A 19,566-nucleotide genomic window follows, 5' to 3' on the forward strand; every position below is an offset into this window, starting at 1 on the left:
TAGGTAGTCAGGTGTATTTGCACAATTTGTTAACCTCTAATCTGCCGTTATGCGATACTTCCTGCTAATTGATAATAGCCAGTACATCATAATGAAAGTAAAGCTGGCAGATGTAGAAAAGTTTCTGGCTATATATGGCAACAGGCTTTTGTTACAGGCAAACAGCCTTTTTGAATTGCTGGACTTGTTTGAGGCGGAGATCGTCCATACCAGCCCGTTTCACAGGAATTAAGATGTTTACCTGAAAAGGAAGCGGGCAATGCAGGAGTGCAACCCGCCAGCGATAAGGTGACAGGTTGGGATAATATGGGAATGAGGCTGCTGCGGCAGCTTTGTTCCCTTTCTTTTCACCCGATGACTTTACATCGGACTAATAGGCAAATTTTATGGGTTCGATTGATATAGTGACTAAGCAGGATTTGGAGCAATTCAAAGCAGACCTGCTGGCTGAAATAAAAAATTTACTGGAAGAAGTCAAAACCACACCACCCCGGCGATGGCTGAAAACGTATCAGGTACGAGATATGCTAGGTGAAATATCTGCTGGGACATTACAGACTATGCGAAATAATGGCATGCTTCCATATTCGTTATTGACAGGATTAGCACTTTATGAGTATGCTGATGTTGTTAAGTTGATGGAGGAATTAAAGATTTCTATTAAAAGAAGATTTTAGTGCAGGTATATAAAATGTATACATTCGTGTTTAATGCTTTTGAGACTAACTAATACCTAAAAACATTCAGAAGATTAATGTAATTCTAAAAAAGGTGGGTGCATTTTATCTTTCTTGGGGTTAGGCATGGTTTGTTTTATAACTAGACCTGCGTATATTTGATAGCTACAGGAAATGCTTAAACAATACTGAATAATTAACCTAAAAATGAGCAAACTACATGTTAATCATCTGAAAGCCAAACTGACTGAACTTTATTCAGATAAAATTGACATTTCAGATGCAAGAAATGATGAGGATAAAGAAAATTTTTTCTTAACAAGAGCCTATGCTGCATATACTCTTCAAATATTAGCACAACTAGACGAAGTGTCGGCAGCAGCTGCGATTGTTGACGGATTTGATGATAATGGCATCGATGCCATTTACTTCGACAGAAGAAACAAAGAGCTTTGGCTTGTACAGTCTAAATGGATAAAAAACGGAGGAGGAGAACCTGATACAGGAGAAACATCAAGATTTAAAAATGGAGTTGCAGACTTAATTGATTTGAAGTTTGATAGATTTAATGCAAAGGTACAAGCTAAAGAAGCCGAAGTGATTGAAGCTTTAGAAGACCCTCTCGTAAAAATAAAAATTGTTTTAACTTATACGGGACAAGATACTTTTTCAGAACATAATAGACGAATTATTGATGATTTGCTTTCTGAATTAAACGACCCATCTGAACTGGCTATTTTTAACAGATTCTCACTTAAACAAGCACATAAATCTCTTGTTGGAATATTAGACGGCCAGCCTATTAAAGCAGATTTAGTACTTTCAAACTGGGGGAAAGTTGAAGAACCCTATAGTGCCATCTATGGAACCATTAATGGTAATGACTTAGCACAACTGTGGAGCGAAAATCGTGGACGACTTTTTTCAGACAATATCAGAGACTTTATTGGTTTTAGCGAAGTAAATGAAGACATACGAGAGACCGCATTAAGGGAACCTGAAAATTTTTATTTCTACAACAATGGAATTACCGCTTTGTGTCAAACTTTAAACAAGAAACCTGTTGGAGGCGGAGATAGAGCTGTTGGGATTTTCGTTGCAGAAGATTTAAAAATTGTAAATGGCGCACAGACCGTAGGTAGTATCGGAAACGCTTACGAAATAAATCCAGATCAGATAAGTAAATTGAACGTCTTTATCAAAATAATATCTCTGGAAAACTGTCCAGCAGATTTTGGATTAAACGTAACGAAAAAAACAAATACTCAAAACAGAATTGACAAAAAGGATTTCGTTTCACTTGACCCTGAACAAGACAGACTTAAAACTGAATTTGCTCTTGATGGAATTACTTATCATCTTAAAAGGTCAGATGATGCAATTAAACAAGACGAAACAAACTGTTATGTTGAAGAAGTGATAACGGCATTAGCTTGTGCAAAAGCTGACATTAATCTAGCAGTGCAGGCAAAGAGGGAGGTCGGTAAGCTTTGGGAAGATATTTCAAAACAACCATATACTGATATAATCAACTCGTCAGTCTCTGCAACACAAGCATGGCGGGCTGTTAGAATAATGAGAGAAGTGACTAATAATCTAAAATTGAAGGAGCAAGCTTCATCGGGCCGTGTTAAAAGTTGTTATATTCATTCAAATAGGTTCATATTAAATATTGTCTTCTCAAAAGTGGGGCAGCAAGTTTTACTTGATCCTAATTTTGATTTCAATATGTATTTTACAACAACACTTCCTTCAATAATTGATCAAGTTGCTCTACAGACAAAAGACAAAATGGAAGAATCGTTTCCTAACTCACTGGTGCATCAAGTTTTTAGAAATTTCACAAAATGCAGACAGTTAAAAGGTCAATTGAATTAACCTATATGTGATAAATATTTCATTAACACTAGCTTGATAATGAATACATTGCCAGCTTGTTGTTCGTAAAAAAAGGAATAGCGCCACATGACAAGTGGTTTAAAACCATGTTTTTCTAGAAACAAAAAATCATGGATCTCAAATAGATTTATAAACTAAGATGATGAGAAAAAAGCAACATATTTTCCGACTCAGCATTACAATTTTGATACTCCTATTCATAATAACATCTGCTTTTGCTCAACTGCCGACAGGGTACAGACTAGTTAAAGGGGAGTCTCCCATTGGACGTGATGATTTTTATACAAATGGACGAATCAAAATATTTCATGACGTAATACAGGAGTTTGGAGACGGCGGTGCCGCAAATTGGATAAAGAGTGTATATCAGGGCTTTACAATAATTAAGACAAAAGATGGATTAGTTGTTGGAATCGGCAATCAAAATGGAACAAATATGTACATGGTTTTTAAAGGACATACATATTATACAGCAACATCGAAAGATGATTCTAATGAGTTTTCTGAGATATCGAAATACATTCTTCGAAAGGTACGGGAACTTGGAACATCATTTCTAGAATGAAATACTAATCGAATAGCATCCAAAATTTAGCATTGCAATAATGGGAAAATAAAACCTGCCCGTCAGTGTTTTAAATTCAAATAGCTTTAAAATTACTTTTTTCAATAATATGGTGAATAAAGCTGCCATCATTATAGTCATCCCAGATTAAAATAAAAAATCTAGAACCTAATCTCAAGCCTTCGTAAGCTGCAACAGCCATTTCAAAATAAGTTATTACTTCTTGTATAGGAAGGTTACCTGCAAGACAGATCATGCAATTTATTTTTGCATTTGAAACAAGAAGTTTTTCGAAATCATATTTTATATGTTTAATGCCGTAAGCTTGTTCGACCTCAAGCGCTAACTCAATTGATTTTAAATTTCTCCTTTCGTCTTCCTTATACCAAACCAAATCGAAGAGCCAGCCTTTTTCGTATCTATCAGCAAAGCCACCTACACATACGTCATAACCTTGTCTGTCACCATAATCTGCAATCAATCCTAGTATAGACTTTGTCACAAATGCACCTGTTCGGTTTTCCTGCTCAAAGTATCTGTCTGCAAAATTATTCAATTCTGTAAACAACCATTGCTCTGTGGGAGTAAGCTCTTGTGCCATTTGAATTGAAGATTTAAAAATGCTCTTCTCTCTTTGTTTAAAAAAAATAAGATTAATCTCACGGAAAGGTAATCCTGACTGAACACTCTTTGTTTTTACGCCAATGAGACTTGTCGTAATAGCTAATTAACAACAGCTAATTAGCTATAATATTTGGAGCAAACGAATTGTCCTGCACCAATTCTATTAGATTGTAATTTTCCTCATAATTTTTGGAGACTGCTTCAAAATTTTTCATAAATAGTTCTTTTGCCTCGCCGACAAACTGAGTAGACATTTGTATCGCTTTTTGCCTGTCCTTCTTTAGATCAATGAACATCATGCCGACTTCATTATTTATATCTGTTAAAATGGTCGCAACATACCTACCGGCTTGAAACACTAACCCAACAATGTCGTCTGTATTTTCTATATTTTTAATCCTAACCCTGCTTGCATTTTCAAGCATCATGGCATGGTTTGTCGTATAGCCCATTGATTTATCTTCATTGAGTTTTTCAACGAATAATGTTATTCCCATAATATATATTGTTTGTGTTTTTTGGGCGAATGATGCAAACTACAGCCTTTTCATAAAATTATAGTCTTACAAACGACAATGCTACACTATCTCTTTATACCTTCAATATGCGTCTTCCCGATGTTATCAACTTATCATAACTTTCGCAAACTCTATCTTTATTTTTGTGAATTTCGTTTACAACATTCCAAAATCTTTCTGATTGTTGTTCTTCCCATTCAGGAGGTACTGTTTGTCGGCCATTATGAGTAGGAAATGTATTAACAGCAATCAAAGATGTGAATGTATTTATTTCTCTAATCAGATCGTTCTTTAAAATCTCCAATTCAGGATTTAAAAACTCAAAATCTGATTTTCTGGCTTCGTATTCAATATTGTCTAATTGATTGAGATATTCATCGTTAAAACTAAAGCCCGCGAAATTATTATGCCTTAACCAATAAATTGTACCATCTTGTGGCAGTAAATCTTTTCTGATTTTATCAAACAAATGCGTATCAAGTGCTAATGTCTTATCATCGTAAACAAAACGCTGGTTCTTCTTGCCCTGATAATATTTTTTGATCCATACAATTACTAAATAGACAATAAAGGCTACTACAACAATCCATAGTTTGATTGGAGAATTCCAAAAGTCATTAAAAGAACTTATGAACGTAATGTCTTTAGACTTAGAAATAATATAACTGTAAACAACAGTTCCCGACGTAATGATAAGTGCGGAAATTACTTTACTCCAAACTGGGTCTTTCCAGATTTTCTGAATTTTTGTTTCGGGCATAATTACTCTATCGTAAAAATAGGATACAACTTAACATAGCTTGATCTTGTTTGGTAAAAGACCACTATAAGAGAGATAAATATAATTCAAATACTTGCTCTAAGATGAGGGCTATGTAATTTTATTTGTTTCACTATTTTTTTCAAGGATGACAAAAACGTCAAAAAGGAGAAGTAAGTGGTGCAATCCAATGTTCGGATAGAAAACTATATAACTGTTTTATTCTAATTCAAATCACACAAATTTGGGCACTATTCAACCAATAAATATAGTACTTTTACAGGGTTCTTTGACCTCAAAATCTCGTGAGAAAATCCGTGAGTGAGCTTCAAACCTGATTTGCAAATAATTGACATTCAGATAATTGCGACCATTGGCGTAATCCAGTCGTCCCGACAAGCTTTAAGGTGGTCTAGCAATAGGCTGCCTTTTTTGCTTATATATCCTGAGGGGCTGTGTACCTCTCACTTTCTATAGGTATCTTAGAGCCTATTATGAATGCAAAGGATTTATTGAACAAATATCTTGACTACAATCACTTGTGGGCTTCGCCAGAAAGAATAAATACCAAACCGGCTAATATCAGACGTTTACAGATAGAGGCACTGCAAAAAGCTTTTAAACTAACTAAAGACAATGTAAATCCACTGATTCAGACAGTGTATTCATCTGAAAAGCATCGACTAAACAGAACTCAATACTTAAGTCAATTAACTAACCTTCAATACTTGTTGCAGGGAGAGTTTTTGCATGACAGGAATGAAGAAGCCAATAAAGAACTATTGGATAGGATTACTTCCAAAATAAGTTCTCTATACCCTGGAGTAAGCGATAGCATTTTGTATAAAACAGGACACATTCATTGGCTTTTCAACAATCTACTTAATTTTAGAAAGGAAGTTTTTAAAATAACTTCTTCCGGAAGTGGAATGTCTGAGGGATTTTCCAGTGGGTTGCAGTATAGCTATTATTTACAGGCAAAACTGAAAGAAAGTATAAGCGATAACCTTACTGAAATAGATGATACGCTTTGGCTTATTCTGGATCCTGCAAGAAGAGAAGTCAGAATTGATGAAATTAATTACCCCGATGTAGATCTCGCAAGCATTGATATGGAATGGAAAATGGAAGGGGGCTGGTAAAAACAAGTTTATAATGGAATCGACCCTGCTGCAAGTTTTCTTTGGATTTTGTATAGTAATGATGATTTTGTTGAGACTTTATGGTACGCCACGAAAAACTGCCAGAGAAAGGCGTTCGTATTTTCCTGAATACACCCCCTCATTAACCAGATCTTATAAGGAAAATGAGAATTTTAATGATGCCTTCTATCATAACCTACAGCTGCGTGTACAAGTGTTATGCAGCAGGCAATGGATGTGGAGATATTAAACAGTTACTTATGGCTGGATGAGTATAAGCCGGAACTGTACAAACAGGTTATTGATAAGCTGGAACAGATAAGGTGATTATTGTTCTTACCGGCTTCCGGCCAGATATTCCCGTATCATCCTGCTTACAACAGGGGCAGCCACTTCTGCGCCAAAACCTCCGTTTTCAATCATACATACAATAGCTATACGCGGGCGGTATCGCGGTGCGAATGCGGCAAAAACAGAGTGGTCTTTCTGGCCGTTTCCATTTTCTACGGTGCCGGTTTTGCCGCATATGTCCAGGCCAGGTACGCGGGCGCTGTAAGCAGTGCCGGTTTTGGAGTGTACTGCATCGTACATGCCCTGGTGTACCAGATTCCAGAGGCTGTCTGCCAGGTCAAACGCCTGTGTTTTTAAATGGGTTGCCTGGTAGCTGCTGTTTTTTATGCCTGAAATGCTATCTGTAAGGTGCGGGGTATAAAACCAGCCTTTGCCTGCGATGATAGACATAGCGTTGGCCAGCTGCAACACGGTAGTACCTACTTCACCCTGGCCAATGGCATTGGATAAAATGGTACATCCGTTCCAGCCTCTGGGATATTTTCTGTTATACAATGCTGTATCGGGTACAATACCTGCTTTTTCACCGGGCAGTTCTATGCCTGTGCGGGCACCAAATCCAAACCTGCGTACGCTGGCTGCCCAATCTGCCAGGCCCGACTTTGGAATAAGCCCCACCGTTTTACGGAACATATCTGCAAAGTAACCGTTGCAACTAATGGTGAGTGCCTGTACCAGATTGGGCTTATGCACACCCGTTACATGGCATTTGGGCCGGGCGGGAAGGCCGCAAAGGGTATAGCCTCCCTTACAGGTAAACTTGTCCTGCGGATCAATTACACCAGATTGTAGTCCTATAAGTGCCTGTACTACTTTAAAAACAGAGCCTGGGGCATTGTAGCTGGCGATGGCCCGGTTCATAAAGGGTTTGTCTTTATGTTGTGCCAATGCCGGGTATAGGGTATTGCGATGCAGCGCCAGTTCGGCCGGGCTGTAACCGGGGCTGCTTACCATGGCCAGAATACCGCCGGTTTCAGGGTCTATAGCTACTATGCTGCCCCGCTTTCCTTTCATCAGTTTTTCGCCCAGCAATTGCAGCGGAATATCCAGTGTGGTGTAAATATCATTTCCCTTCTCTGCCAGTACATCTGTCTGACCTGCCATCCATGGCCGGGTAGGTTCATGCACATGGTCGCATATTCTAAACTGCAGGCCGGTTACGCCACGGAGTATATTGTCAAAGCTTTCTTCCATACCTGTTTCGCCTGTGCCCGGGGCTTTTACGTAGCCTAACAGGTGAGCGGCCGTATTGAAAGGGTAGTGCCTTACGGCTCTTTTCTGTAAACTAAAGGCTGGCTGCAGTGCGGGCAGTTGTTTCAGCAGGTGGCGCGTAAGTTCTCTGCTTAACATGCCTTTGAAAGGGGCCGGGCGATCGCGTGTTTTTTTGCCGTCCGGCTGCCAGGGGTCCTGCCAGTTAAGGGCGTATCTCAGCCTGTCCTGGTATTCTTTAGGGGTTATCTTCAGCAGGCTGCAGATAATGGCCGCATCCTGCTTTTTCACTTTGCCCGGTCGTACCATCAGGTCGTACAGTATGGAGTCGGAAACCAGCGTGCGGCCCCGGCGGTCGTAAATGCTACCCCGCTGCGGCAATATATGCAATGCACATATGGTATCGTTCAGGTTGTGTTGGGTATGTAGGGGCAGGTCGGTAATGGGAAAGGTATAACTCTGGCTGAACGTATGGTTAAAAGAAAGCCATTGCAATATTATAATGCCAATTAAAATGAATGTTTTTTTCATACTGTCCCTTCTCATGCATCCTGCTGATTTTCTTTCAGAGGTGTGTGCGGACGAAGTTAGGGGAATGTGGCCCGGGAGTAGTCATCCGAAGCCCGATTGTAGATAACTTGACACGTTGGGGCGTATAGTGCTGTTACTGATTTTAAATTGCCTATTTTTGAGTCCGTCCGGTTTGCCCAGGCAAACCACCCTGACCACTAATCAACAATATCTGTAATGAAGCCGCGCTTTCCTGTTTTATGCTCCCTGTTGTTATTTCCTGTAATGGCATTACATGCTCAGAAAAGAGATTCCGTTCCCAATCCGGAAATTGATTTCAGAAAAGTAAATATGCGTCAGTGGGCGGGGTACAAACCTCCCAAGGCAGATAATGGCATTGATGCAAAGGAGAAAACATTTTTTTCCAGACTGTTTGGTGGCAGGCGCAAAGGGGTTACCGGTAAAAAGGGAGTAAGAGGGCCGGACCTGATGATTGAGATGTCGGGGTTGGAAACCGGTGATTCGGTAATTCTGCGTTTTGTGGTTACGGTACCTGGTAATGAAAAATCGGTAATGCGCTTTTTTGTAAATCCACGGCAGGGGCATATCAAGTTTGTATCTGACGGTGGCGATGGCGGCGATGGTGGTGCGGGCAATGACGGAAAGAAGAAAGGCTCATTTAAAAATACCTGCGGTGGCGATGGTGGTGATGGGGGCGATGGCGGTAATGCAGGATATATACGCGTATATGTGGATGAAACGGCTATGCCTTTTGTAAATAGCCGTTGTATGACTTTTTCTAATTACGGCGGCAGCGGTGGCCGTGGTGGAAAACCGGGTAAAAGCAAGTCGCTGAAAGGTTTGAAAAAAGATGCAAAGAAGCCTTTTGATGGCAATAAGGGCATGAACGGAGAGGAAGGTATGAGTACCAACCGCATTGTAATGGTAGGGCCCCGCGGGCAAATGATTGGCTGGCGATAAGCGGCAGCTGTTGGTAAAATATAATGTTCTAACAGCGGGTTGTGACGAAGGGTGCGGTACATTTGCGCCTTATTTCAACCAGGATGATTAAAAAGAGTCTGATTCCCCTTTCTTTAGGCGGGCTGAGTATAGGTACCACAGAATTTGTGATGATGGGTTTGTTGCAGGATGTGGCCGGAGATTTTCATATTACCATTCCCCAGGCTGGTTATCTTATTTCAGCATATGCGCTGGGTGTGGTAATAGGTGCGCCATTGCTGGTAGCTGCTGCCGGCAAATATCCACCTAAAAAGGTGTTGTTGTTTCTGATGGGCATGTTTGTGGTTTTTAATGGTTTATCTGCTTTTGCGCCAGACCGTAACTGGATGTTTGTGGCAAGGTTGCTGAGCGGCCTGCCGCACGGTGCCTTTTTTGGGGTAGGCTCGGTAGTGGCCAGCAAGCTGGCAGATAAGGGTAAAGAGGCGCTGGCGGTATCTATTATGTTTGCGGGGCTTACCGTGGCTAACGTAGCAGCGGTGCCGGTGGGTACCTGGCTGGGCCATTATTATTCCTGGCGTTTTACCTTTGGTATGATAGCAGGTATAGGTTTACTTACCATTCTGTTTCTTCAGCTGTGGCTGCCTGTAATGGAACCGGCGCGTACCACTTCACTCAAAGCGGAACTGAGCTTTTTTAAAACAGCACCCGCCTGGTTTCTGATAGCCATTACTTCCATTGGCACGGGAGGCTTGTTTGCGTGGATCAGCTATATATCACCTATTATGACGGATGTGGCTGGTTTTAATAAGGAGATGGTTCCTTACATTATGATTTTAGCCGGTTTAGGTATGGTGGTTGGGAATCTGCTGGGAGGGAAGCTGTGTGATGCAACTTCGGCAGCTACGGCCTGTATGATAAGCCTGATAGCGATAGCCGTATGTTTGGTGGTAAATTATTTTATAGCCTCTAATGCCACCATGGCTTTGATTATGACTTTTGTTACCGGTGTAATTACCTTTTCGCTGGGTACACCTATTCAGATGCTGATGATACGTACAGCGGGAGATGCGGCTATGCTGGGGGCTGCGGCCACGCAGGCTTCCTTTAATCTGGGCAACGCGCTGGGTGCTTTTCTGGGAGGGTTACCTATTGCTGCCGGGTTAGGCCTTGCCTCTTCTCTGCTGGTAGGCGTGGTAATGGCACTTGCAGGCGTACTGTTGCTGTGGTGGTTTACCAGTTACTCGGCAAAGCGTGCAGAAGGTGTTGCTGCTTAAATAAAAAGCTATTTTACAGGAAGGCCGGCTGAATAGCCGGCTTTTTTCATTTAAAAAAAATATAAAATTTTCAAAACCGATTGAAAACTGCTCTCGTATGTGATAACAAGTGATCAGGCTAATGCGCGCCATTAGAGTACACACCCCTGATGTAAGACAAGGACTTTTTAAGTAAATCAAACTGGTTTAACATGAACAATGGAAATCCAACACTGCCTGAAACAGGCGGTACGGGCGATGTATTGCCCAATATGATCGGTCGCAGAAAGTTTTTGTCCTATGTGGGACTGGCTGCTTCTGCCGTTACCGTGGTGGCCTGTAGTAAAGACAAGAATGATGTACCGGAAGGCGCAATTAATCTGGGGTCGGGCGATATAGGTATACTCAACTATGCCTATGCGCTGGAACAGCTGGAAGCAGCCTTTTATACACAGGTAATTGCCAGTCCGTACAGTGGCATGAGCGCTACTGAACAGGCACTGCTGACAGATATACGCGATCATGAAATTGCGCATCGTAACTTTTTTAAAACGGTATTAAGCGGTAATGCTATTCCGGGGCTGGAAGTGAATTTTTCTGCTATCAATTTCGGCACCCGCGACAGCGTACTGGCTACAGCCAAAGCATTTGAAGACCTGGGCGTGGCCGCATACAATGGTGCTGGTCAGCTGATTACCAGTGCAGATAACCTGGTGCTGGCGGGTAAAATTGTATCGGTAGAAGCACGCCATGCAGCATTAATACGAGATCTTATCAGCAACGGATCGTTTGCCGACAATACCGTGGTAGATGCCAACGGGCTGGACGTATCCAAATCTCCTGCTGAGGTTTTAGGCGTTGCCAAAGCCTATCTGAAATCTGTTTTATATGCGGGTAATCTGCCCACTTCCTGATACTTTTTATTTCACAAGGAAAACCAATTATCATGAACATTCATAACATTCTTACCGAGATAGAAAAGACTGATCCTGAGGTATACGACAGGCTGGATACCCGCAGAAATGCCATGCGCAGTTTTGCTTCCTTTGGTGGCAAAGTGGCGCTGGCTGCCATTCCGCTGGCGCTGGGCAGTATGTTTAAAAAGGCATACGGGCAAACTACTACCGGTATAGCAGGTGTATTAAACTATGCGCTTACGCTGGAATACCTGGAAGCTGAATTTTATACCATGGGTGCCTCATCGGGCGTAGTGCCTGCCGGTACACCTGCGGTAGGTGCCATTAATACCATCCGCGATCATGAAAACGCACACGTAGCTTTTCTCAAAACCGCTATCAGCTCGCTGGGCGGAACGGCGGTAAGCAAACCTACTTTTGATTTTACTGCGGGTGGCGCTTTTGGAAATGTGTTTACCAATTATGACACCTTTCTGGCTGTAGCACAAACCTTTGAAGATACAGGTGTGCGGGCTTATAAAGGAAGGGCAGCAGAGCTGATCAGCAATAACGGCGTACTTACGGCTGCCTTACAAATACATTCTGTAGAGGCGCGCCACGCTTCGCACATACGCTATATGCGTAAAAACCGCGGTGCCAATGTAAAGCCTTGGATTACCGGCAAAGATACCGGTGGTATAGGCTCTGCTGTGCAGGCCAGCTACGATGGAGAAGAACTAACTACACAGGCAGGCGTGAATATTGCACAGATTGTAAGTGCCAATGCTGCCAGTGAAAGTTTTGACGAGCCATTGACTGCCACACAGGTGCTGGCCATTGTAAACCCATTCATAAAGAAATAAATAATTGCCTCCTGCACGGGTCTTTATCAGTACAGGAGGCAATTCCTTTTTTCGTAAATAAAAAATGCTAAAACCCTTGTTCATAGTAAATTGCCGCCAATAGTTAGTGAACACAACTGCTGTAGCAACCCTTTATGCCATCCCATCGTTTTTACAACTGCTTTACTGTATTTTATCTGGCTCATGTATTTTCCTGAACCCGACGTTTTCGTTAACGAAATCCTAAGAAAAAAGGGCAAAAAGTAAAAAATCACCTGTTTTTGCCGATTCTTCCTAACACCCGGTACTTTTCCTACGTATTCTCCGTTGTAAAAAGAAACAACTATGATGAAAAGAGGAATTTTATCTTCTGTTAGCAGGGGAATGATAGCGGCGGGTTGCGCAGTAGTGATAGGTATGTCATTGGTTGCCTGTTCCAAATCAAATGATTTTAATCCTGGTAACCAGAATGTTTCCGGGTTCATGGCTTTTAACCTGTCAGATAAAAACGGTATAGGTATTACACTATCGGGCCAAAACCTGGTAAGTCAGGCGCTGGGCTACAGCGTCTATACCGGTGCATACCTTACGGTTCCTTCAGGAGTGACTGCCGTACGCTCTTATGATGCCACAGGCAATACCACACTGGCCGAAAAAACCGACAGTTTAATTGTAGGTAAATACTATACGCTGGTAGTGGCCGGTGCAGCAGGTACTTACCGTAATCTGCTGGTACGTGATAATTACGATAATCTTACTGCCAGCACTTCTAAAGCGTACATACGTTTTGTAAACGCGATACCAGATTCTGCTGCTCCTGCGGTAACTATTACTTCCGGTGGCCAGACTGTTTCTACGGATCCTTCAGCACGTTTTGGTAAAATTTCGGAGTTTGTAGCTGTCGATAGTGGTGTGGTACGCATTGCTGCTGCTAATGGTGGAACTATTCAGGGCGATGTTACCGTTCGTGCAAAAGCGTCTGATGTATACACCGTGTTATTGAAAGGTTTTCCTGGTGCAACAGATACCGCCCGGCAAGTAAAGCTTAGCGTTATTACTAATGGTAATTTAAGGTAACATATACCGCTGCAACCCCGCAAGGTTGCCATAATTATTGCTTACAACTATAACTATAAACAGGCTAAAGGCCCAAAGCAAAAACTTTGGGCCTTTTTTATTGCTACGCATGTAGGGTGCGTAGTAGCGGTAGCATATTTGCGTAAAGTATTACAAACAGATGTTACTGACTATTTCTACAAACCGTTTTCCTGCCACAGACCTGGGCTATATGCTGCATAAGCATCCGGCAAAGTGGCAATCGGTTTCTGTAAAAAACGGCGATGCCCACATTTTTTATACGGAGGCTACCGATACCTGTTGCACATGCGCCTTGTTGCTGGATATTGATCCGGTAGCACTGGTACGGGGTGATGCAGGTGCAGCTGCCCCGGATGCTTTTGCACTGGAGCAGTATGTAAACGACCGGCCTTATGTTTCTGCCTCGCTGATGAGTACTGCTATAGCAAAAGCTTTCAGTTCGGCACTGAACGGAAAATGTAAAGACAAACCGGAACTGGTAAACGAACCTTTGCCATTAACTATAACGCTGGCGGTAGTGCCGGTAAAGGGTGGGAAGGAGCTGCTGGAAAACCTTTTTGTGCCGCTGGGGTACCAGGTGGAGGCCACGCAGCATATGCTGGACGAGCAGTTTCCTGTCTGGGGGCAAAGCCGCTATTTTACGGTAACGCTTACCCATGCGGCTGTTACCCTGCAAACCATGCTGGCGCATTTATATGTGTTAATACCGGTAATGGATAATGATAAGCACTATTGGGTTAACAGTGAAGAAGTACAAAAGCTGCTGGATAAGGGCACAGGCTGGCTGGAACAGCATCCGATGAAGCAATTGATAGTACGGCGTTACCTGAAGCACCAGACAGCGTTGATGAGTAATGCGCTGGATCAGTTATTACAGGAGGAGCAGGCAGCAACCGCAGCAGAAACAGAGGGCGTGGTGCCGGAAGAGGTGCCCAAAGTGCGGCTGCACGATGTGCGTTTGCAAACTGTTTGCGACCGTTTGCTGGCGCTGGGTGTAGGTACTGTACTGGATATGGGCTGTGGAGAAGGAAAGTTGCTGAAACTGCTGATGAAGCATGCACAGTTTACCCGTATTGCCGGGGCCGATGTTTCTGTACGCAGTTTGCAGATAGCTGCGGATAAGCTGAAAACAGACCGGATGCCTGAGCGGCAGCGCAACCGGCTTACCCTGTTACAAAGTTCGGTAACCTACCGCGACAGGCGGCTGGATGGTTTTGAAGCCGTAGTGCTGGTGGAAGTAATTGAACACCTGGAAGAAAGCAGGCTGGATACTTTACAGAAAAATATATTTGGTAGCATGGCTCCTGCGCGCGTGCTGATAACCACACCTAACAAAGAATGGAACCGCCGGTTTACAGAGGATGATACCGTAATGCGCCATAGCGACCACCGCTTTGAGTGGACACGGGCGCAGTTTGCTGCCTGGTGTGCCGGTATTTGCGAAACGTATGGCTATACCTGTTCTGTTGAGCCATTGGGCCAGGAAGAAGCGCAGTATGGTGCGCCTACCCAACTGGCTGTTTTTACACAACAACCCCAAAACTGATATGAAAATACAAATACCGGAATTAAGCCTTGTAATACTGGCCGGAGCATCCGGATCGGGCAAAAGTAGTTTTGCACGCCAGTGGTTTAGCCCCACCGAAATAGTAAGCAGTGATGCCTGCCGGGGCATAGTGAGTAATAATGAAAACAGTATGGATGCCTCTGCTGATGCGTTTGATCTGTTGTATTTTATAGTAGGTAAGCGTTTGAAGCGGGGACTGCTTACTGTGGTAGATGCCACCAATATACGGCCAGAGGACCGGAAGCGTCTGGTACAGCTGGCCAGAGAATATTATGTTATGCCCGTTGCACTGGTATTGAATATGCCCGTACAGGTATGTATGGAACGCAACCGGCAGCGTGCAGACCGTAATCTGCCGCCGCATGTAATTCTGAACCATTGCACCCAGCTGAAACGTGGACTGGGCAGGCTGCGGCTGGAAGGTTTTAAAAAAGTGCTGGAATGGAAAACACCGGAACAGGTAGATGCGCTTACGGGTGTAGAACGCGTGCCTTTATGGAACAATCGTACGGCAGATAGCGGCCCGTTTGATATTATTGGAGATATACATGGTTGTTATGAAGAGTTATGCCAGTTATTGGAAAGTCTGGGGCATACTGTAGATAAGGCTGCCTGCCGGGTGGTGGTGCAGCAGGGCAGAAGGCTGTTGTTTCTGGGCGATCTGGTAGACAGGGGGCCTGACTCGCCATCTGTATTACGTATGGTTATGCAGGCGGTGCAGGAGGGGATGGCGCTGTGTGTGCCGGGCAACCACGATATGAAATTGCTGAAATGGCTGCAGGGTAAAAACGTACAGTTACAGCACGGGCTGGAAGTAACTGCCGCGCAGCTGGAAGGCATAACGCCGGAATGGAAAACCCGGCTGATGAGTTTTCTGGATGGGCTTATCAGTCACTATGTATTAGATCATGGCAAGCTGGTGGTAGCTCATGCCGGGTTAAAAGAAAATATGCAGGGACGTGGTGCCGGTGCTGTGCGTGAGTTTTGTTTGTATGGCGAAACTACCGGCGAAACGGATGAGTTTGGTTTACCGGTGCGCTATAACTGGGCTGCTGAATACCGTGGCAAAGCCATGGTAGTATACGGGCATACACCGGTACCGGAATGTGAATGGCTGAACAATACTATTGATATAGATACCGGCTGCGTGTTTGGCGGAAAGCTTACCGCATTACGGTATCCGGAAAAAGAGCTGGTAAGTGTACCTGCTTTACAAACCTATGTGCAGCCTAAACGCCCGTTTCTATATCCTGCGGCTTTGGAGGGTTCGTTGCAGCAACAGCAGGATGCGCTGCCCGATCTGGAAACGCTTACAGGCAAACAGTTGATACAAACGCGGCTGATGCAGAACATTACCGTAAGGGAAGGCAACAGCGCGGCGGCACTGGAAGTAATGAGCCGTTTTGCGGTAGACCCACGCTGGCTTATATATCTGCCGCCCACTATGTCGCCTGCAGAAACAAGTCCGTTGCCGGATTATCTGGAACATCCCGAAGAGGCATGGCGTTACTTCAGCGAACAGGGTGTGCAGAAAGTGATATGCCAGGAAAAACATATGGGGTCCAGGGCGGTGGTTATTGTGTGCCGCAGTAATGAAGTGGTAAAAAAACGTTTTGGTATTACCACACCCGGCATAGGTATTTGCTATACCCGTACGGGCAGAAAGTTTTTTAACGATGATGTTACAGAACAGGCGTTTTTGCTGCGGATTCAGCAGGTGTTAACCAACCGGGGTTTCTGGGAGGAGTTTAGTACCGACTGGGTGTGTATGGATGCGGAACTGATGCCATGGAATGCCAAGGCACAGGTGCTGTTACAGCAACAGTATGCCGCTACAGGGGCTGCTGCGCGTAATGGTCTTGCACAGGCTGTGGCTGCTTTGCAACAGGCAACAGCGGTGCCAGGTATTCCGGGCCTGTTATCTGCCTATACCGAACGCCATGCTATGGCGGAAAAGTTTACGGCTGCTTACGGCCGCTACTGCCGGGAAGTGAAAACACTGGACGATTATCAGCTGGCACCGTTTCACCTGCTGGCTACCGCGGGTAACACCTGGTTTAACCAAACGCATGAATGGCATATGAATACCATTGCCCGTTATTGCGGCGGTGAAAACAACCCTATGATTGCCACCTCATGGATACTGGCTGATCTGGCGGATGAAAACAGCAGAAACGCCGCAACAGCCTGGTGGATGGGTTTAACAGCAGCTGGTGGGGAAGGGATGGTGGTAAAACCCGAACAGTATGTTACGCAGGGCGCAAAAGGGCTGGTACAACCCGCCCTTAAAATACGCGGTACAGAATACCTGCGCATTATATACGGGCCGGAGTATACCCATGCAGCCCATCTTTCCCGTTTGAAAAAAAGGGGATTGCAGGCCAAACGTTCACTGGCTTTGCGGGAGTTTGCGCTGGGGGTAGAGGCACTGGAAAGTTTTGTGGCCGGGCAACCCTTGCGCCATGTACATGCTGCTGTATTTGGGGTGCTGGCCCTGGAGAGTGAAGCAGTAGATCCCCGTTTATAAATGCTTTGTTCAAAGCCCCTTTCCGGGGCTTTTTTTATATTGCGGCTCAAACCGGGATACGATGGATAAAAGAAAGTCGGATGTGGATGTGATAGAGAAAGTACTGGATACCTGTTACCGGGCCCGTCCTGACGCTTTATTTTTTATGAGTCTGCTGCACCAGTATGAAGAACGGGGCAGCCTGAGCAAAAAGCAGCTGGAAGGTTTACTGGCAAAAGCCCGTAAAATAGAAGAAATACCCAGTGGCTGGCTGGCAACGCTGGAAGCGGTGATATTAAAAATGCCCACACGTTTTAAATCCACTATTCCTGTTCCCGCACCGGTGGTGGAAAAGGATGAGCGTCCCGGGCAGTTGATTGCCAATATACTGGCAAAGTATCCGCAACACAAAAGAGTACTGTTTTTAAAAGCCAAATACGATAACAACGAACCGCTTTCTGCATTGGAAACCGGCGAGCTGGAAAAGTTCAGCAAGCTGCTGTTGAAACAATAAAAATTAACACTATTCACCTGTAGCTAATTATCTTTGCGCATCAAAACCCTTCTTTTACCGGAATAGATATAGTTAATGGCAAGTGTTGTTTCCAGCGCGGTAGGTAAATTCTGGCATAAAGCTACCGGCAACCCCGAAACCTTTTCTCTGGAAAGCAGAATATTCCATGCATTCTCTCTGATTGCTTTTTTACTGCTGTGTATAGAACTGCCGTTTTCTTTGTACATACATTTACCGGTTTCGGCCATAATAACAGCAGGGGTACTGGTGGCGCAGCTGTTTATGTATTACCTAAGCCGGGTAAAACGCCGGTTGAAGCTGGCTGTGTGGCTTACCATTATCATCATTAATATACTTTCTGCGGTTGATTACGTGTATAAATCGGGCATTGCAGGTCCGTGCCTGCTGTTGTTTGTTATTTCCCTTTTTATGGTCATCTGTATTTCTGACAGAAAGTACTGGCCATTTTGCCTGGCTATGAATCTGATAATAGTTGTAAGCCTGGCGGTGTGGGAATATCTGCATCCTGAAGCCATACACAATCCCTACCGCTCTACCCACGATATGTTTCTGGACAATCTGGTAGCTTATGTAATGCTGGTGATATTGTTGTATGTAGGCACTTCGCAGATACTGCGTAATTACAACTGCCAGAAACAACTTGCCGAAGAAAAAGCAGAAGCTTTTAAACAGTTGAACGGCGAAAAAGACAAACTGTTGTCTATTATTTCTCACGATCTGCGCGGGCCGCTGGCTTCTATACAGCAATACTTCAGTATGCTGGGTGAAGCTTCACTGGGGCAGGAAGAGCGTAAAGCGCTGGAAGAACATTTGCTGAAAACCATTACCAATACCCAGGAGCTGGTAACCAATGTACTCAGCTGGGCGCGTAAGCAGATTGGCGGGCATAAAATGCAGATTCATCCGCTTTTGCTACAGAAAGAGCTGCTGCCTGTTATTGAATTGTTTCGCCTGGTAGCCCACCGTAAATCTATTTTGCTGGAAGTAAGTATAGACCCCGGAATTATTGTAAATGCAGATGGGGATATGCTGCAACTGGTAATGCGTAACCTGCTGAACAATGCGGTAAAATTCTCGAACAGCAATACGGTTATTGAAGTAAAGGCCATGGCGCACAACGGCCTTTGTATGATTTCGGTGAAGGATGATGGTATAGGTATTGCCATTAATAAACAACGCGAAATATTCTCACTCAACGTAAAATCTACCTATGGCACCGGTAACGAACGTGGTAGCGGTCTGGGCCTGGCCCTGTGCCGCGAGTTTGTGCAGATGCAGGGGGGAGATATATCCTTTACCAGCGTATTAGGTAAGGGCAGCGTTTTTTATGTTACGCTGCCCTGTGAGTTAATTGCTTAGTAAAGCCTGCTGAATTTCGCCATACAGCAATCCGCTGCCACCTCCATAATGTCTTATACAGATTACGCTGGCATGCCGCGCCGTAAAATGGGTGGTTAGTTCCTGCTCTTCCTGCTCTGTAATGCCCCCGCCAAACAATACCACTGTAAAAGGTGTGGCTTCAAAAGCGTTGATGGCTTCCGCAGCACTCAATACGCCTGTACCGTTCCAGTCTTCGCGGTTGTTGATAAGGCGAACAATGGTTTTTACAATATCCGGGTGGGTACCTATAATCAAAATTTCAGTCTTTTTCATA

Annotated in this window: 19 protein-coding genes; 14 read left to right on the forward strand and 5 right to left on the reverse strand. The window is 44.0% G+C overall.

Annotation, left to right across the window (positions count from 1 at the left end; translation table 11 throughout):
* Positions 1-49 precede the first annotated feature (49 nt).
* From IEY13_RS14555 to IEY13_RS14570, 4 genes are all read left to right on the forward strand, one after another.
* Positions 50-232 (forward strand): hypothetical protein, encoded by a 183-nt coding sequence (locus IEY13_RS14555; RefSeq protein WP_188953335.1) that lies wholly within the window; start codon positions 50-52, stop codon positions 230-232.
* A 154-nt stretch (positions 233-386) separates the two neighbouring features.
* The gene (locus IEY13_RS14560) at positions 387-677 is read left to right on the forward strand and encodes a DNA-binding protein (RefSeq protein WP_188953337.1); all 291 of its coding nucleotides are present in this window, start codon (positions 387-389) and stop codon (positions 675-677) included.
* A 207-nt stretch (positions 678-884) separates the two neighbouring features.
* Complete coding sequence (locus tag IEY13_RS14565) at positions 885-2,555, forward strand: AIPR family protein (RefSeq protein ID WP_188953339.1); 1,671 nt, start codon at positions 885-887, stop codon at positions 2,553-2,555.
* A 160-nt stretch (positions 2,556-2,715) separates the two neighbouring features.
* Positions 2,716-3,141, forward strand: coding sequence for a hypothetical protein (locus IEY13_RS14570; protein WP_188953341.1), 426 nt, complete (start codon positions 2,716-2,718; stop codon positions 3,139-3,141).
* 76 nt (positions 3,142-3,217) lie between these two features.
* Here the strand turns inward: IEY13_RS14570 and IEY13_RS14575 are convergent, their stop codons facing one another.
* The 3 genes from IEY13_RS14575 to IEY13_RS14585 all read right to left on the reverse strand — a co-directional run bounded on the left by IEY13_RS14575 (position 3,218) and on the right by IEY13_RS14585 (position 5,043).
* Complete coding sequence (locus tag IEY13_RS14575) at positions 3,218-3,742, reverse strand: hypothetical protein (RefSeq protein ID WP_188953343.1); 525 nt, start codon at positions 3,740-3,742, stop codon at positions 3,218-3,220.
* Positions 3,743-3,878: 136 nt separating this feature from the next.
* The gene (locus IEY13_RS14580; RefSeq protein ID WP_188953345.1) at positions 3,879-4,262 is read right to left on the reverse strand and encodes a hypothetical protein; all 384 of its coding nucleotides are present in this window, start codon (positions 4,260-4,262) and stop codon (positions 3,879-3,881) included.
* A 94-nt stretch (positions 4,263-4,356) separates the two neighbouring features.
* Positions 4,357-5,043: a hypothetical protein gene (locus IEY13_RS14585; RefSeq protein WP_188953347.1), complete on the reverse strand. Its 687-nt coding sequence runs from the start codon at positions 5,041-5,043 to the stop codon at positions 4,357-4,359.
* Between the two features lie 494 nt (positions 5,044-5,537).
* On the opposite strand from IEY13_RS14585, the gene IEY13_RS14590 reads away from it, so the two are divergent.
* Entirely contained in the window at positions 5,538-6,185 is a 648-nt protein-coding gene (locus IEY13_RS14590) for a hypothetical protein (protein WP_188953349.1), read from the forward strand.
* Positions 6,186-6,521: 336 nt separating this feature from the next.
* Here the strand turns inward: IEY13_RS14590 and IEY13_RS14595 are convergent, their stop codons facing one another.
* A complete protein-coding gene (locus IEY13_RS14595) occupies positions 6,522-8,291 on the reverse strand; it encodes a peptidoglycan D,D-transpeptidase FtsI family protein (protein ID WP_188953351.1) in 1,770 nt (589 codons plus the stop codon).
* 249 nt (positions 8,292-8,540) lie between these two features.
* On the opposite strand from IEY13_RS14595, the gene IEY13_RS14600 reads away from it, so the two are divergent.
* From IEY13_RS14600 to IEY13_RS14640, 9 genes are all read left to right on the forward strand, one after another.
* On the forward strand, positions 8,541-9,236 hold the full coding sequence (locus tag IEY13_RS14600; RefSeq protein ID WP_188953353.1) for a hypothetical protein: 696 nt from the start codon (positions 8,541-8,543) through the stop codon (positions 9,234-9,236).
* A gap of 83 nt (positions 9,237-9,319) precedes the next feature.
* Positions 9,320-10,489, forward strand: a complete 1,170-nt coding sequence (locus IEY13_RS14605; RefSeq protein ID WP_229687874.1) for an MFS transporter — start codon at positions 9,320-9,322, stop codon at positions 10,487-10,489.
* Positions 10,490-10,680: 191 nt separating this feature from the next.
* Positions 10,681-11,382 carry a ferritin-like domain-containing protein gene (locus tag IEY13_RS14610; RefSeq protein ID WP_188953355.1) on the forward strand — a complete coding sequence of 234 codons (702 nt, stop codon included), beginning with the start codon at positions 10,681-10,683 and terminating at the stop codon, positions 11,380-11,382.
* A 32-nt stretch (positions 11,383-11,414) separates the two neighbouring features.
* A complete protein-coding gene (locus IEY13_RS14615; RefSeq protein WP_188953357.1) occupies positions 11,415-12,227 on the forward strand; it encodes a ferritin-like domain-containing protein in 813 nt (270 codons plus the stop codon).
* A gap of 324 nt (positions 12,228-12,551) precedes the next feature.
* On the forward strand, positions 12,552-13,283 hold the full coding sequence (locus IEY13_RS14620) for a DUF4397 domain-containing protein (RefSeq protein ID WP_188953359.1): 732 nt from the start codon (positions 12,552-12,554) through the stop codon (positions 13,281-13,283).
* A 160-nt stretch (positions 13,284-13,443) separates the two neighbouring features.
* Positions 13,444-14,850, forward strand: a complete 1,407-nt coding sequence (locus IEY13_RS14625) for a 3' terminal RNA ribose 2'-O-methyltransferase Hen1 (RefSeq protein ID WP_188953361.1) — start codon at positions 13,444-13,446, stop codon at positions 14,848-14,850.
* A 1-nt stretch (position 14,851) separates the two neighbouring features.
* Positions 14,852-17,398, forward strand: a complete 2,547-nt coding sequence (locus tag IEY13_RS14630; RefSeq protein ID WP_188953363.1) for a polynucleotide kinase-phosphatase — start codon at positions 14,852-14,854, stop codon at positions 17,396-17,398.
* 61 nt (positions 17,399-17,459) lie between these two features.
* A complete protein-coding gene (locus IEY13_RS14635) occupies positions 17,460-17,891 on the forward strand; it encodes a hypothetical protein (protein ID WP_188953365.1) in 432 nt (143 codons plus the stop codon).
* Positions 17,892-17,966: 75 nt separating this feature from the next.
* On the forward strand, positions 17,967-19,271 hold the full coding sequence (locus IEY13_RS14640; protein WP_188953367.1) for a sensor histidine kinase: 1,305 nt from the start codon (positions 17,967-17,969) through the stop codon (positions 19,269-19,271).
* Here the strand turns inward: IEY13_RS14640 and IEY13_RS14645 are convergent.
* Entirely contained in the window at positions 19,260-19,565 is a 306-nt protein-coding gene (locus IEY13_RS14645; protein WP_188953369.1) for a hypothetical protein, read from the reverse strand. The two genes, IEY13_RS14640 and IEY13_RS14645, sit on opposite strands and share 12 nt — an antisense overlap.
* Position 19,566: the final 1 nt, after the last annotated feature.

This window comes from Filimonas zeae, assembly GCF_014641615.1.
GTDB classification, from domain to species: domain Bacteria; phylum Bacteroidota; class Bacteroidia; order Chitinophagales; family Chitinophagaceae; genus Filimonas; species Filimonas zeae.

Bases quoted from the DNA above. Each gene is read 5' to 3' on its own strand.
- IEY13_RS14645 (WP_188953369.1), bottom strand. From the start codon at position 19,565: ATGAAAAAGACTGAAATTTTGATTATAGGTACCCACCCGGATATTGTA.
- IEY13_RS14620 (WP_188953359.1), top strand. From the start codon at position 12,552: ATGATGAAAAGAGGAATTTTATCTTCTGTTAGCAGGGGAATGATAGCG.
- IEY13_RS14570 (WP_188953341.1), top strand. From the start codon at position 2,716: ATGATGAGAAAAAAGCAACATATTTTCCGACTCAGCATTACAATTTTG.
- IEY13_RS14640 (WP_188953367.1), top strand. From the start codon at position 17,967: ATGGCAAGTGTTGTTTCCAGCGCGGTAGGTAAATTCTGGCATAAAGCT.
- IEY13_RS14605 (WP_229687874.1), top strand. From the start codon at position 9,320: ATGATTAAAAAGAGTCTGATTCCCCTTTCTTTAGGCGGGCTGAGTATA.
- IEY13_RS14590 (WP_188953349.1), top strand. From the start codon at position 5,538: ATGAATGCAAAGGATTTATTGAACAAATATCTTGACTACAATCACTTG.
- IEY13_RS14560 (WP_188953337.1), top strand. From the start codon at position 387: ATGGGTTCGATTGATATAGTGACTAAGCAGGATTTGGAGCAATTCAAA.
- IEY13_RS14630 (WP_188953363.1), top strand. From the start codon at position 14,852: ATGAAAATACAAATACCGGAATTAAGCCTTGTAATACTGGCCGGAGCA.
- IEY13_RS14580 (WP_188953345.1), bottom strand. From the start codon at position 4,262: ATGGGAATAACATTATTCGTTGAAAAACTCAATGAAGATAAATCAATG.
- IEY13_RS14575 (WP_188953343.1), bottom strand. From the start codon at position 3,742: ATGGCACAAGAGCTTACTCCCACAGAGCAATGGTTGTTTACAGAATTG.
- IEY13_RS14610 (WP_188953355.1), top strand. From the start codon at position 10,681: ATGAACAATGGAAATCCAACACTGCCTGAAACAGGCGGTACGGGCGAT.
- IEY13_RS14555 (WP_188953335.1), top strand. From the start codon at position 50: ATGCGATACTTCCTGCTAATTGATAATAGCCAGTACATCATAATGAAA.
- IEY13_RS14600 (WP_188953353.1), top strand. From the start codon at position 8,541: ATGGCATTACATGCTCAGAAAAGAGATTCCGTTCCCAATCCGGAAATT.
- IEY13_RS14625 (WP_188953361.1), top strand. From the start codon at position 13,444: ATGTTACTGACTATTTCTACAAACCGTTTTCCTGCCACAGACCTGGGC.
- IEY13_RS14595 (WP_188953351.1), bottom strand. From the start codon at position 8,291: ATGAGAAGGGACAGTATGAAAAAAACATTCATTTTAATTGGCATTATA.
- IEY13_RS14585 (WP_188953347.1), bottom strand. From the start codon at position 5,043: ATGCCCGAAACAAAAATTCAGAAAATCTGGAAAGACCCAGTTTGGAGT.
- IEY13_RS14565 (WP_188953339.1), top strand. From the start codon at position 885: ATGAGCAAACTACATGTTAATCATCTGAAAGCCAAACTGACTGAACTT.
- IEY13_RS14635 (WP_188953365.1), top strand. From the start codon at position 17,460: ATGGATAAAAGAAAGTCGGATGTGGATGTGATAGAGAAAGTACTGGAT.
- IEY13_RS14615 (WP_188953357.1), top strand. From the start codon at position 11,415: ATGAACATTCATAACATTCTTACCGAGATAGAAAAGACTGATCCTGAG.